10 protein-coding genes are annotated in these 13583 nt (G+C 40.6%); 2 read left to right on the forward strand and 8 right to left on the reverse strand.

Going from position 1 to position 13583, the window contains the following annotated elements; translation table 11 throughout:
• Positions 1 to 373 precede the first annotated feature (373 nt).
• The gene (locus tag ACAN52_RS17775; RefSeq protein WP_378956301.1) at positions 374 to 988 is read left to right on the forward strand and encodes a lactate utilization protein C; all 615 of its coding nucleotides are present in this window, start codon (positions 374 to 376) and stop codon (positions 986 to 988) included.
• The gene (ldhH, locus tag ACAN52_RS17780) at positions 988 to 3159 is read left to right on the forward strand and encodes an L-lactate dehydrogenase (quinone) large subunit LdhH (protein ID WP_378956302.1); all 2172 of its coding nucleotides are present in this window, start codon (positions 988 to 990) and stop codon (positions 3157 to 3159) included. The genes ACAN52_RS17775 and ldhH overlap by 1 nt, the downstream gene beginning before the upstream one ends.
• A gap of 104 nt (positions 3160 to 3263) precedes the next feature.
• On the opposite strand, the gene ACAN52_RS17785 is transcribed toward ldhH, so the two are convergent.
• From ACAN52_RS17785 to ACAN52_RS17820, 8 genes are all read right to left on the reverse strand, one after another.
• Entirely contained in the window at positions 3264 to 3842 is a 579-nt protein-coding gene (locus tag ACAN52_RS17785) for a C40 family peptidase (protein WP_378956303.1), read from the reverse strand.
• Between the two features lie 23 nt (positions 3843 to 3865).
• The gene (locus tag ACAN52_RS17790) at positions 3866 to 4360 is read right to left on the reverse strand and encodes a hypothetical protein (RefSeq protein WP_378956304.1); all 495 of its coding nucleotides are present in this window, start codon (positions 4358 to 4360) and stop codon (positions 3866 to 3868) included.
• Positions 4347 to 7526 (reverse strand): efflux RND transporter permease subunit, encoded by a 3180-nt coding sequence (locus ACAN52_RS17795; protein ID WP_378956305.1) that lies wholly within the window; start codon positions 7524 to 7526, stop codon positions 4347 to 4349. The genes ACAN52_RS17790 and ACAN52_RS17795 overlap by 14 nt, the downstream gene beginning before the upstream one ends.
• A gap of 11 nt (positions 7527 to 7537) precedes the next feature.
• Entirely contained in the window at positions 7538 to 8827 is a 1290-nt protein-coding gene (locus ACAN52_RS17800) for an efflux RND transporter periplasmic adaptor subunit (RefSeq protein ID WP_378956306.1), read from the reverse strand.
• A gap of 33 nt (positions 8828 to 8860) precedes the next feature.
• On the reverse strand, positions 8861 to 10165 hold the full coding sequence (locus ACAN52_RS17805; protein ID WP_378956307.1) for a TolC family protein: 1305 nt from the start codon (positions 10163 to 10165) through the stop codon (positions 8861 to 8863).
• Positions 10166 to 10557: 392 nt separating this feature from the next.
• On the reverse strand, positions 10558 to 11307 hold the full coding sequence (gene larB, locus ACAN52_RS17810) for a nickel pincer cofactor biosynthesis protein LarB (protein WP_378956308.1): 750 nt from the start codon (positions 11305 to 11307) through the stop codon (positions 10558 to 10560).
• Between the two features lie 31 nt (positions 11308 to 11338).
• Positions 11339 to 12145, reverse strand: a complete 807-nt coding sequence (larE, locus tag ACAN52_RS17815; protein WP_378956309.1) for an ATP-dependent sacrificial sulfur transferase LarE — start codon at positions 12143 to 12145, stop codon at positions 11339 to 11341.
• A 243-nt stretch (positions 12146 to 12388) separates the two neighbouring features.
• Positions 12389 to 13540 carry an aldo/keto reductase gene (locus tag ACAN52_RS17820; RefSeq protein ID WP_378956360.1) on the reverse strand — a complete coding sequence of 384 codons (1152 nt, stop codon included), beginning with the start codon at positions 13538 to 13540 and terminating at the stop codon, positions 12389 to 12391.
• Between the last annotated feature and the right edge of the window lie 43 nt (positions 13541 to 13583).

Raw genomic sequence — 13583 nt, forward strand, 5'->3', positions numbered from 1 at the left:
GGAAAAATCCAATCCAAGTCAGATTTACCTTATCATTTGTAGGATGTTTTTTTCTCAGCTTGTAGGACGATCAAAATATTTTTTGTAAGGTTCTCTATTTATTTTTTCAAATTAGAACATTTCAGTCTTAAAAAAATCCAATTACCTCTTTAACTATATACAAGTTTTTATATTATTTAGTTAAACTTTTAAAAACTTCTTTCTATATATGAGAAACATTCTCCTTTGTTTGTAGGATTGTTTTTTAATATTTTGTAAGAAAAAATAATATTTTTTTAAAAAAAATAGAGGATATTTCTATTAAATTGCGAATAACATGAATATAAAGTTACTGGTCAGACCACCTTACCAGCACAATAAAGGAGTATGAATAATGAAAAAAGTATGTGAGAATTGGAGAAACGCTTTTCCATTAGAGAACGTAGGAGATCATTTATTTCCTGAATTCGAAAAAAGGGCCTCAGCTGCCGCTACTGAAATATTTCGCGTTAAAACTGCTGTAGAAGCCCGCGAAATCGTGGCTAATATGGTGAAGTTTACAAATGCTAAAAAGATAGTTACTGTAAATAGTCCTTTACAACAAGCTACTGGTATCAATGAAGAATTACATTCCATGGGAATTTCTGTATATACTGAATTAACAGACATTACAGAACATGCTGAATCGGCAGATATCGGTATTTCCACTGTGGAATTTGGCATTGCAGAAAGCGGTAGCGTCTGTATGGATGGATATGCTTTCGAAAGTCGCTTAGTATCCATGCTCCCCCCCATTCACGTTGTCTTTATGAACAGTAAGAATGTTGTGCTCGGTATTACTGAAGCCTTTGAAGTCATTTCTAAAGTATATGATAATGGCTATATCAGTTTCATTACAGGTCCTAGCCGTACTTCTGATATTGAAAGAGTCTTGACCATCGGCGTACATGGTCCAAACCGTTTTGTCTTAATCGCCATTGATGAAGAAGTATCCGGAGGTGCACTGTAATGGAAACAAATAATCGTAATGTAAAAAATGAGATTGCCGAAAAATTAAGCGATGAAACATTGCGCGGTTCCTTAGGACGTTTTGCTGAAGCCTATCCAACTGCTCGCGCAAAAGCATATGAAAATGTTGAAGATATTGATGCCTTACGTGAACAAGTACGTCAAATGAAAATCGGCACTGTTGCAGAGATTGAAAAAGTTGCTGATAAATTTGAAGCAGAAGCAATCAAACGTGGCGCAAAGGTATTTCGCGCTAAAGACGGCGATGCTTTGAAAAAGTATCTACTTGATTTATGCGAAGAAAAAGGCGTTAAGCGTATCGTAAAATCAAAATCCATGGCTTCAGAAGAAATTCTTCTCAATCATACGTTAGAAGATGCTGGACTGCATGTGAAAGAAACAGACCTTGGTGAATGGATTATTTCATTGGCCGGTCATAAACCTTCGCATATGGTTATGCCTGCCATTCATTTAAATAGAGATCAAGTCGCAGGTTATTTCTCCAAAGAATTAAAGCAAGAAATACCGAATGATATCCCTTTCATGGTACAAGCAGCTAGACAAAATTTGCGTAAAGAATTCCTTCTAGCCGATATGGGTATCTCAGGAGCGAACTTCGGGATCGCAGAAAATTCCGCAATCGGTTTGGTAACAAATGAAGGGAATGCACGTCTCGTCACCACCCTTCCTAAGATTCATGTAGTAATCATGGGTTATGAAAAATTAATCCCTACGATTAAAGACGCAGCACCGATTTTACGTACCTTGCCTCGTAATGCGACCGGTCAGCTTATGACAAGTTATATGACGATGACTGCTGGTCAAACACCTGTCATGGTCAAAAAAGATGGAAAATGGGTCGAAGAAAAGAAAGAATTGCATATTATCTTGTTAGATAACGGTCGTCTTAAAGCCGCTCATGATGATAAGTTCAAAGAAATTTATCAATGTGTACGTTGCGCTTCTTGCCTCAACGTCTGCCCTATTTATACTCTTGTTGGCGGCCATGTGTATGGTCATATTTATTCCGGTGGTATTGGTGCCATCTTAACAGCACTCTTAAATAGCCAAGAAGATTTCGATAAGATTAATGAACTTTGTATTGGCTGTCGTAAGTGTGTTGAGATCTGCCCAGGTAAGATCAACATCCCTGGCTTGATTGATGAATTGCGTTCTCAAACGGTTAAAGAAAAAGGCTTGCCATTTGGCGTACGTATGGTCTTTGAAAATGTGTTAGCCAATCGTAAAGTATTCCACAATTTACTACGCCTTGCTTCTATTGGGCAAAAACCATTTACGACTGGCAATGTGATTCGCCACTTACCGCTCTTTTTAGCAGGCATGGCGAAAGACCGTAGTTTACCTGCAGTAGCAGATGTTCCATTACGTGACCGCATTTCCAAAATCACCAAAAAAATTACGAGACCAACCAAACGTGTTGCCTTTTTTGCTGGCTGTAATACAGACTTCGTTTTCCCTGAAACAGGTGAAGCAGTCTATAAAGTATTGCAAGATCTCAAGATGGAAGTTGTTTTCCCTGAAGATCAAAGCTGTTGCGGTAAACCTCTGCTTGGTATGGGTGATCGTGAAATCGCCAAGAAAATTGCTAAACGTAATATCATTGCTTTCGAAGAAGCGAAAGCCGATGTCATCCTTTCTTCATGCCCTACTTGTACGGAAACATGGCATGAAACCTATCTCGACCTCTTTGCCGATGATGCTGAGTGGAAAGCACGTGCCGAAAAATTGGCTCATAAATTCCGCGAGTTCACTAGCTTTGTTGCTGAGCACTATGAAAAAGCTGGTCGCTTAAAGAAAGTTGCCGGCGGCAAAAAAGTAACCTATCATGATTCTTGTCATGCGAAACGCGGTCTTGGAATTTCCAAAGAACCACGTGCTTTACTTGCTGCAAGTAAAGGCTACGACTTAGTAGAAATGAAAGATTGTGACAAGTGTTGCGGTATGGCTGGTGCATTTGGTATTAAATATACGGAAATATCTATGCCGATCCTTAAACAAAAAATCACTAACATTAAGGATACAGGTGCCGAAATCATTGCTGTCGGTTGTCCGGCTTGCATGATGCAAATTCAAGGTGGTCTTGATAAGCAGGCACCTCATATCAAAGTAAAACATGTCGCTCAATTATTAGCTGAAGACATTAAAGACTAAGAAAAAAATTAGTTGTTGCTACTTCCTTAGATAAATTTTGTTTTCGTAAAAAAACAGCCGAATTCTTTCGAATTCGGCTGTTTTTTCACTGTCAATAAAAATTCTTACAATACTCGTTTAGCGCCATAATATCGTTGTACAAAATACCGTTCGTTCATATCAGCAATCGCAACTACACCTTTGGAAAAAGACGTGTGAATGAATTTATCGTTACCGATATAAATTCCTACATGAGAGGCACCTGGCTCATAAGTAGTAAAATACACCAAATCTCCTGGTTGCAACGAAGATAAAGATACAGTTCTTCCCACTAAAAATTGAATGTCAGCTGTACGCGGCAAATGAATCCCTGCTTGTTTATAGACATACTGTACTAAGCCTGAACAATCAAATCCTTGGGCTGGCGTGGTTCCGCCCCACACAACTGGCTGACCAAGCATTTCCTTTGCTACTGCCACAATTTGTTTCGCCTGGCTTGACTGACTAAGCTGGTTAGTAGACAAAGTAGCAGAGCGAGCTGCAATTTGCTGTTCGTCAGCTACTGGCATGACCGCCCCCGCTACGATAGAATCTAAGGATTGCATAAACTGGCTATAACCAGAGTTAGGAGGAGAAGCCAAGGCTATCTCTGTGCCGTTAAAGAGAATTCCGGCAAATAGTATGATGATCCATTTTTTCAGCATAGGCTTCTCCTCTCTAGCTATGATCATTTGTGCGACATTGTTTGTAAGTGTGCTGTCGCTTCTTTCATGATCTCTTGCATGGTACTCACTTTACTCTCCATGGCTCCCGGATCCATTTTACCAGAATTCACTGTATCTTTAATGTCCATAGCGGATTGTTTCAAACGATCTTTCAGACCATTATCCATCATATGAGGCATTACTTTATCCGTAAGACCTACGATCTGTCCCGCTGTTTTTTGGGCTTCCATGGTTTGACCGGATTTCACTTGTTTCATCAAATCTTTCGTTTGCTGATCCATCTCTTTCATCATGGGCATAGGATCGTCCTTCGGCATCTGCATGCTATGGGTATCATGACCTGCAGCTTGCTCTCCTCCGTTTGCTGGCATGTTCTTCATGTCATGACCCGCTGCTGGTGGATTGGCTGCCGTTTTCTCAGAAGAACTACAACCAGCCACTAATACGACAACCAATGTCAACGCTAGAATACCAACTACTACTTTACTTTTTTTCATGATATGCCTCCAATAATTGTTTCTTTTCCTGCCGTTCATTCCAGACATAATAAAGACTGGGAAGAACGATGAGTGTCAAAATAGTGGCCGTTACCAGACCTCCTACCACCACTGTAGCCATAGGACGCTGCACTTCAGCTCCAGCACCGCTGGTAAATATAAGGGGAAATAAGCCAAGACTCGCAACCAGAGCCGTCATCATAACGGGACGAAGACGATCGCTAGCTCCCTCAACAATTGCTTCTTCTAAGGTTTTCGTCTTCCTGAGATGTTTGATATGGGTCACCATGATAACTCCATTTTGGGTTGCAATACCGCAGAGAGCGATAAACCCGACGGCGGCCGCTACGGTTAGATACATACCAGTGGCATATACAGCCACGATGCCTCCTACCATGGCAAAAGGAATATTCATCAAGATAAGCGCCGCATCTCTGGCTGAACTAAAGGCCATGTATAAGAGGAAGAAAGTAAGCACGATCACCGCTGGCACTACAATAGCAAGTCTAGCCTTGGCCCGTTGTTGATTTTCGTACTGCCCAGTCCACTTAATCGAAAAACCTGGTGGTAATTGAACTTTTTCTTTAATCACTTTGTTAGCTTCATCTACAAAACTAACAACATCCCGCCCCCGAGTGTTAAGTTGGACGATTACCCGATATATGCCATTTTCACTGCTAATCATGGATGGTCCATCTACCACTTGGAACTGAGCGACTTCACCGAGGCGAACGTAAGCCCCGCTTGGTGCAGCTCCACCAGCAGCACTGCCGCCCATACCACCTCCTCCCATACTGCTGCCGCCAGCAGCTTTCACACTGCTACTTCCAGCTATGGGAACAAGGATATTTTGCATGGCATTAATATTTTCTCGGTTATCCCGATTGTAGCGAAGAAGTACGTCGAAACGTTTTTTCCCTTCAATGGTGGTCGTCGCCACTCGGCCGCCTACCGCCAGCTCCAAAGCATCCTCTACATCATTGATGCTTAAACCGTAACGCGCCACTTTTTCCCGATTAATCTGCACTTCTAGGTAAGGTGCACCAAAGACACGTTCTGCGAGCAAATCACTAACTCCTGACACACCAGCAAGGGCTTTTTCAATTTCAAAGGCTTTTTGCTGCAGTACTTTAAGATCATCACCGTAGATCTTAATACCAAGTTCAGTACGAACACCGGTAGTCAGCATAGATAGCCTCCCAGCGATAGGCTGGGTAAAAGCTAAATTAAGTCCAGGAAGATTCGCTAATTTACCCATCATTTCTTGTTCAATGTCAGTTTTGGTAAATCCTTGCCGCCACTGTTCTTTGGGTTTTAACGTAACAATGGTCTCAATCATGTTAATCGGCGCTGGGTCCATAGCCGACTCGGCCCGCCCTACCTTACCGACGGACATGTCAACTTCGGGAATCTCCATGATGAGTCGGTCCATTTTTTTAGCCGATTCTACCGCCTCTGTTAAGGATACACTAGGCAGCATGGTTGGCATCACCAGGATCGTCCCTTCATCCAAAGATGGCATGAACTCAGTACCGATCAATGGTAATAGAGAAAATCCAGCGATCATAACAACAATCGCAACTCCGATAATGGCTTTACGGTATTTAACAGCTCCCTTCACCATGGGCAGATATGCTTGATGCATCTTCTTAACAATCCAGGTATCTTCTTCTTTAACTTTACCTCGCAGTAAGATGGTGCAAAGTACTGGCACCAGAGTAAATGCCAAAATAAGAGATCCTGTCATGGCAAAGGTTTTCGTCCAAGCCATGGGAGTATAAAGTTTACCTTCCACCCCAGTCATTGTAAAAACGGGTAAGAAAGTCACGATGATGATGGTAATGGAGAAGAAAATCGGCGCTGCCACTTCTTTCGCCGCTTCCATGGTCACATCTACAATACTGCGTTGTCCGCCATTTCTAGCTAAATGACTATAAATATTTTCCACCATAACAATCGCCGCATCGGTCATTACACCGATACCAATAGCAATACCGCCTAATGACATTAAGTTAGCCGATAAATGAATGCCTTTCATCCAAATAAAAGCAATCAAAATACCAATCGGAATGGCAGAGGTGACAATGATACTGGAGCGGATATTCCCCAAAAAGGCAAGCACAATGATAGATACTAGGATAAATTCTTCGAGTAAGGCTCGATCGAGAGTCGCAGATGCTCTTTTCACCAGATCCGTTTGATCGTAATAAGGGATAATTTTCATCCCCTGAGGCAGAGTTCCTTGAATTTCAGTGATTTTTTCTTTGACTTGATCAATCACATCAATCGTATTGGATCCCATTCGCTGAATGACGATACCGCCAGCTGCTTCTTGTCCAGATTTAGTCAATACGCCGCGACGAAAATCTGGTCCTAGATTGACTCTGGCTACATTTTTTACATAGACAGGTACATTACCATTTTGACCAACAACAATATTTTGGATATCATCCACAGACTGTACTAAGCCAAGACCGCGAATGACATACTCTTGGCCGTTTTGCTCAACCACTTTGGCACCAATATTAGCATTGTTGCCACTGATGGCACCAAAGACTTGGCCGACACTTACCCGATAAGCTTTCAACAGGTCAGGATCAATATTAACCTGATACTGGAGTACATAGCCGCCAATGCTGGCGACTTCTGCTACTCCTGGCACAGCACTGAGCTGGGGTTTAATAAGAAAATCTTCAATGGTTCTAAGTTCCGCCAGGTTATGACGATCACTTTCCATGGTGTACATGAACACTTGTCCCATGGGTGTACTCACTGGCCCTAAGGCTGGCTGCACTCCACGCGGCAGTTTAGGGATCGCTTGTTGAACCTTTTCGTTAACTACTTGCCGAGCGAAATAGGTATCTACATCATCTTCAAATATAACGGTGACCATGGAAAAGCCAAGGGAAGAGGCAGAGCGTACATCTTTGACCTTTGGCAAACCACGTAAAGCCGTTTCCAATGGATAGGTTACCTGATCTTGCACTTCCTGAGGCCCTCGCCCCATCCAATCAGCATACACCAGTACTTGATTTTCGCTTAAATCTGGATAGGCATCAATGGGCGTATCCCGCACCACAAAGGTTCCCCAGATAATCACCAAAACAGACATAGCAATTACCAATACTCTATTTTTTAAGGAGATTTCAATTAACTTATTCAGCATGTTTCATCCTCCTAAAGACCAGTGTGACCGGTATGACCACTATGGTCAACAGCCGGGGCAGAACCTGTCGTCGGTGGCGCAGACGTAGCTGTATTATTGGAAGCTGGAAGCGCTGCATTACCACTAGCTTTTGAACTGCCATGACCAGCATGACTGCTGAATTGACCTAACTGAGTCTGCGAATCAATGAGAAACGCGGCGGCGGTCACAACAGTATCGCCTTCTTGTAAACCAGAAAGAACTTGAATATAGCCGTCGGCTTCCTGACCAGTTACAATATCTCGTTTAACGAAAGTTTCCCTATCTTGCGCCACAAATACGATTTTGCGAGTTCCAGTGTCAAGAAGGCTAGAAACTGGTACAACCAAATTTTCAGCCAGCGGCACATTAATTGCCACATTTACAAATAAGTTAGGTTTTAATTTTCCTTCTGGGTTGCCCATTTCTACCCGGACTTTTACAGTGCGCGTCGCATCATCAAGTACTGGGTTAATAAAGCTTACACGCCCAGTAAAATTCTCACCAGGATAAGCACCACTTGTTACATTGACTTCTTGGCCAATCCGTACACCAGCAATATCTTTTTCATACAAATCAGCATACATCCAAACAGTCGATAAATCAGATACTGTATATAATTTTTCTCCTGGCATAATATAAGCGCCAGGTAACAATAGTTTTTCCATCACCGTACCGCCAAATTGAGCATAAATGGTCATATAGTTATTGGCTTTCCGCGTATGTTCCAAATGAGTGATATCTTCATCAGGAATATTTAATAATTGAAGTTTGCGTCGCGCAGCTTGCAATAGACGATTATTGATTTGCACTACATCCTTGCTAGCTCCCTTTAGTTTTTGCACACTATCGAGAGCTAGAATATATTCTTCCTGAGCGGCAATGTAGGTCGGACTATACACAGAGGCAATGGCCTGCCCGGGAGAAATATACTGCCCCTCAGATGTCACGTACAATTCCTCTACCCGTCCTTCGACTCGGGACGTAATATAGGCTCGACTGCTATCATTCAGTGCCACTTTTCCTGTGGTCTTGATTTCCTTGTTCAATTCTTTTTTCATGACTTGAGCCGTTTGCACCCCAGCTAATTGCTGCGCTTTAGCATCAAGCTTCACCATTTCACCAGTCACAGCATTCCCCATACCTGCCATTTTTGAATGATCAACGGCAGTCACAGGTTGTTGTTTATGAACGTAAGTATAATAGCCCACTGAACCAACAGCTAAAACACCGGCAGTCACGCCAATCAGTATCTTTTTTTTAGTATCTAATTTTTCTAACATGCTGTCCTCTCCATTTCTTCCTGATTTTTGATCTTATGGCAATGCCACACTCGTAAACATCGGTTTACCGACAGCCTTTTCCAGATTGGCAGTTGCCTTTTCATAGGTTACTCTCGCTTTATAGTAATCCAGTTTTACATTGCGCATTGCATTGAGACTATCTAGGACAGCCATAAAGTCTACTTTTCCATTAGTGTACCCTACAACACCAGCCTGATAGGTTTGTTCTGCCTGTGGAATAATGGTGTTTTTATATAGATCAATCTGCCGCCAAGCTGACTGGGCTTCTACGAGCGACATTTGAATATCCAGTGTTGTCATGTTCTGCATGTTAGTTAAAGTCGCTTTTGTTGCCTCTATAGTAGAGACTGCGGATTTGATTTGCGCCTGATTTTTATCTTGCCAAATCGGTATCATAGCCATTACGCCAATTCTCCATGTATTGGATTTATCATTTTCCGGCATATCTGTTTTTTTGTAACGTTTATAGCCAAGTTGCAGTTCATAATCTGGTAATTGCTGTTTTTTTGCTAATTCCAGACCATTTTGCGCCATATCTACCTGATACTTCATTCCTAAAACAGATGGTTTAAGCTCGCTTGCCGTTTTTTGAAGTGCTGTGAGGTCGAAATTAGGCGGCGGAGCATTAAACTCTTCTTTTACTAATAAAGGAGAATCTGAGGCCCGCCCCATTAATGTATTTAACTTGGCTTTACTCACTGCCTCCATGGAAGCCATATTAAGCAAATCAATGGTCATTTTTGAAAACTCAGTTTGCGCTTTGAGTGCATCTTGTAAAGATACCATTCCCGTAGAATAATTTACCTGAGCAATTTGGGTCAGCTGCCCCATAATTTGTTGACTTTCCTTACCGATAGCCAGTGCCTGCCCAGCATATAGAAGATCATAGTAAGCTAGTTTGGTTGCTGTATAAACCTCGATTTGCTTATCTTGATAACCAGATTTGGTCATCAATGCATCATTCTCAGCCATTTTTCCCATACTTTTAAGTTTAACCGGATTCATAATTTCCTGTGTCAGACTAAAATCAGTCATCATGCCATCAAAGGGGTTTTTGGAACTTGTAGGGATATCATCTTTCATAATTCCAAATTTCGGATTCGGCTGAGCGGTGACTAAGGGTACGCGCCCCTTCTTTTCTTCCCAGCGTTTTTGTTGTTCCACGACTGTTGGATTGTTCTTCAAGGCAGTATCTACAATTTGCTGTAATGTAAGTGGTTCCTGGTTTTCAGCCGCCATGATCGGCGCCGATATACCAAAGACCATCAAAGCAGTCAATGCTAGTGTTTTATTTTTTAGCCATTTTCCTGTTCTCATATGTCCTCTCCTTCATCTCATGAATAAAGTATCTTTTTGAATGTTGTCAATTATTGTCCTTCCTCTTTGACAACTAGTTCCTCCGCTCTATTAGCAAGATAGCACCATAAGTATCCGGTCACCACTAATTGAATCATAAGTACACCCCACATTACTTTCACCTCAATTTCATCTTTGCTTTCAATTTCCATATCATATACAAAAGTTGTGAAGATCTTGTGAAGAAGATTTGAAGAACTTATGTTATTTATACTGATTTGATTAAATTAGAATGTAAAAAGCCCAAAAACCTTGTTTTTGAAGGTTTCTGGGCTTTTTTAATACTCGAATCGCTTTCTCTTTTATTTAATATAGCTTTCTTCTACTTTATTTTCCCCTTTGATATTGTTATCTTATAATTTATTAATGATACTGGCATTATAAGCTGCGCCGAAACCATTATCGATATTAACTACACTCACACCACTTGCACAACTATTGAGCATGGATAATAGAGCCGAAAGACCGCCAAAGTTTGCCCCATAGCCAACGCTTGTAGGGACGGCAATAATAGGTTTATCTACAAGTCCTCCCATAACGCTGGCAAGTGCTCCTTCCATGCCTGCAACTACGATCACTACTTTTGCACCCCGAATGATATTCATTTTTGCGAAAAGTCTATGAATGCCCGCAACTCCCACATCCACAATTTTTTCTACGCGATTGCCAAGAATCATTGCAGTCTCTGCAGCTTCCTCTACCACCGGCAGATCAGAAGTTCCCGCTGAAACGATGGCAATATAACTGTCGGTAAACTCTTCTTCTCGCTTTCGAATAGTGATTGTCCTCCCCAGCGGGTTATACTTAGCCTCTGCACAGATCATTTTTACTGCTTCGTACATTTTTTCGTTAGCTCGGGTTGCTAATATATTATTATCCTTAGTCAACATGAACTCAATGATGCTTTTCACTTGTTCTACTGTTTTCCCTTCACAATAGATCACTTCCGGATATCCTACTCGTATTTCGCGATGGTTATCAATCGTAGCAAATCCCAATTCCTTATAAGGTAAATCTTCAATAATTTCCAGGACGGCTTCGACTTCTATTTCATTGTTTTTTACTTGTTGCAGCAGTTTTCTTATATCCACCTTATTCATCATTTCCTCCCGGAATTTCAAGGTATAGACCTCACTATTTCTTTTCTATTGTTTCGTTAAAACTTCCGACCCGATATCCTTCCAAATCCAAAGTTACATACTGAAAGCCAAATTCTTTAAATTTGTCAGATATTTCTTCAAGAAGTTCTTCATTAAATAATTTGCTTTTATCCTTTTTATCCACTTCAATTCTTGCCAGATTGTCGTGGCAGCGCACTCGAATTGCCCGGAATCCTCTGTCCATCATGTATCTTTCTGCTTTTTCTATTTTGACAAAATCTTCTTCTTTCAGTTCATTGCCATAGGGTATTCTTGTCAGTAAACATGCATAGGATGGTTTATCCCAAGTACTAAGTCCTAATTCCTTAGATAAACTTCTAATTTCTTGCTTTGTCAATTGACAGTCTAATAAAGGGCTTTTTATATTTAGTTCCGTAAGCGCCTTTAATCCTGGTCTATAGTCACCGATATCGTCAAAATTGGTGCCATCGATAACATAATGATAGCCTTCTCTCTCTGCAATGGCTTTAATTTGACTAAATACTGCCTTTTTGCAAAGATAACATCTATTTTCCGGATTATTTCTAATTTCATCAATAATTGGTGCCTCTAGTATTTCAAAAGCTACACCAAGTTCTGCTACTAATTGTTTGGCCTCCGCGATTTCCCATTTAGGAATATAGGGAGATTGTATGGTCACGGCTTTAAAGTTATCGCCTAAGGCTTCCTTAGCTGCTTTAAGTAAAAAAGTACTGTCTACCCCTCCAGAGAAAGCCAAGATAACCTTCTCCATATTTTTTAAACAATTAAGCAAATTTATATATTTTTCATTATTGATCATAATTGATCTCCAATCTATATTATTATTCTTTTTTATATTTCAGAAAAAATCAATAAGTGATTAAGCCATGTCTGCGTATACAGGCACTTCCCTAAAATTAAGTTTATCACCTAGAGTTGACTTTAAATCAAGTGTTTTTTCATATAACCTAAATAAATGGAAAACCGGAATTTTTCTTTATCCAAACTATTACGACAGGCATATTAGAGTAACATTCTAATATGCCTGCAGCTTTCTTAATAATTATTCAAATAGGTCTGCAATCTTCTTTAACTCCTTACGAATTTCAATACCTTGTGGACAATGACTTTCGCATTTACCGCATTCCACGCACTTAGAGGCAGGAGCCCCCATTTTCGACCATGCTCCATACATATATTTTGCGTCAGGTGAACCATCAAAAATCCAATGATTATTATATGTAGAGAAGCACATAGGGATATTGATACCGATAGGACAAGGCATACAGTAGGCGCACCCTGTACAATTGACTTTTATTTTCTTTTTAAAAATCTCCTTCACGGCTTCAACTATAGCTACTTCTTTTACTGTTAAAGAATTGGCTTCCCCTTCTTCGGCTACTTTAATGTTCTCGGTAACCTGCTCTATGGCATTCATGCCGCTTAATATCACTGATACCTCAGGGTGATTCCATATCCATCTTAATGCCCATTCTGCTGGAGTTCTTCTACTGTCAGCTTGATCAATAATAGCTTTTGCTTCTTCGGGTAGCTTGGTCAGGTTACCGCCTCTTAAAGGTTCCATAATAACAACGCCTAACCCTTTTTGGGCCGCATATTCCAGACCAGCCTTTCCCGCTTGGTAATTTTCGTCTAAATAATTATACTGAATTTGACAAAATGACCAATCGTAGTAATCTACTATTTCCTTAAATGATTCTCCTTTTTCATGAAAGGAAAATCCCGCATATCTAATTTTGCCATCTTTAATAGCCTGATCCAAAAACTCTCTAAATCCTGCTTCTTTTAACTGGGACCAAACATGATCATTTAAATTATGAAGTAAATAAAAGTCAATTACATCTGTCTCAAGCCGTTCAAGTTGCTCATTTAAATATCGATCCATATCTGCTCTCGTTTTGATTAGCCAAGTTGGAAGTTTTGTTGCTATATTGACTTTATTCCGATAACCATCTTTCAATACCTTAGCAACAAAAGGCTCACTTTCTCCTCCTTGAGTAAAACCAGTTCCATGATAGGGATAAGCAGTATCAATATAATTTACTCCAGCATCAATCGCGTGTCGCACTAACTGTATTGCTTTTTCTTCATCAATTTTAGTTGGATCATTACCAATAATCGGCAGCCTCATACAGCCAAAACCTAAAGCAGAAATCATCTCATTTGTTTTTCCAAACTTTCTATATTGCAAAATAAACCCACCTTTTTTAAAATTTTAATGAAATAACTAATAAATA

The organism is Pelosinus sp. sgz500959, assembly GCF_042610375.1.
Lineage (GTDB): Bacteria > Bacillota > Negativicutes > DSM-13327 > DSM-13327 > CTSoil-075.

Excerpts from the sequence above, each read along its gene's own strand:
- ACAN52_RS17790 (WP_378956304.1), bottom strand. The coding sequence starts at position 4,360 with ATGAAAAAAAGTAAAGTAGTAGTTGGTATTCTAGCGTTGACATTGGTT.
- ACAN52_RS17785 (WP_378956303.1), bottom strand. The coding sequence starts at position 3,842 with ATGCTGAAAAAATGGATCATCATACTATTTGCCGGAATTCTCTTTAAC.
- larE (WP_378956309.1), bottom strand. The coding sequence starts at position 12,145 with ATGATCAATAATGAAAAATATATAAATTTGCTTAATTGTTTAAAAAAT.
- ACAN52_RS17805 (WP_378956307.1), bottom strand. The coding sequence starts at position 10,165 with ATGAGAACAGGAAAATGGCTAAAAAATAAAACACTAGCATTGACTGCT.
- larB (WP_378956308.1), bottom strand. The coding sequence starts at position 11,307 with ATGATGAATAAGGTGGATATAAGAAAACTGCTGCAACAAGTAAAAAAC.
- ACAN52_RS17795 (WP_378956305.1), bottom strand. The coding sequence starts at position 7,526 with ATGCTGAATAAGTTAATTGAAATCTCCTTAAAAAATAGAGTATTGGTA.
- ACAN52_RS17775 (WP_378956301.1), top strand. The coding sequence starts at position 374 with ATGAAAAAAGTATGTGAGAATTGGAGAAACGCTTTTCCATTAGAGAAC.
- ldhH (WP_378956302.1), top strand. The coding sequence starts at position 988 with ATGGAAACAAATAATCGTAATGTAAAAAATGAGATTGCCGAAAAATTA.
- ACAN52_RS17800 (WP_378956306.1), bottom strand. The coding sequence starts at position 8,827 with ATGTTAGAAAAATTAGATACTAAAAAAAAGATACTGATTGGCGTGACT.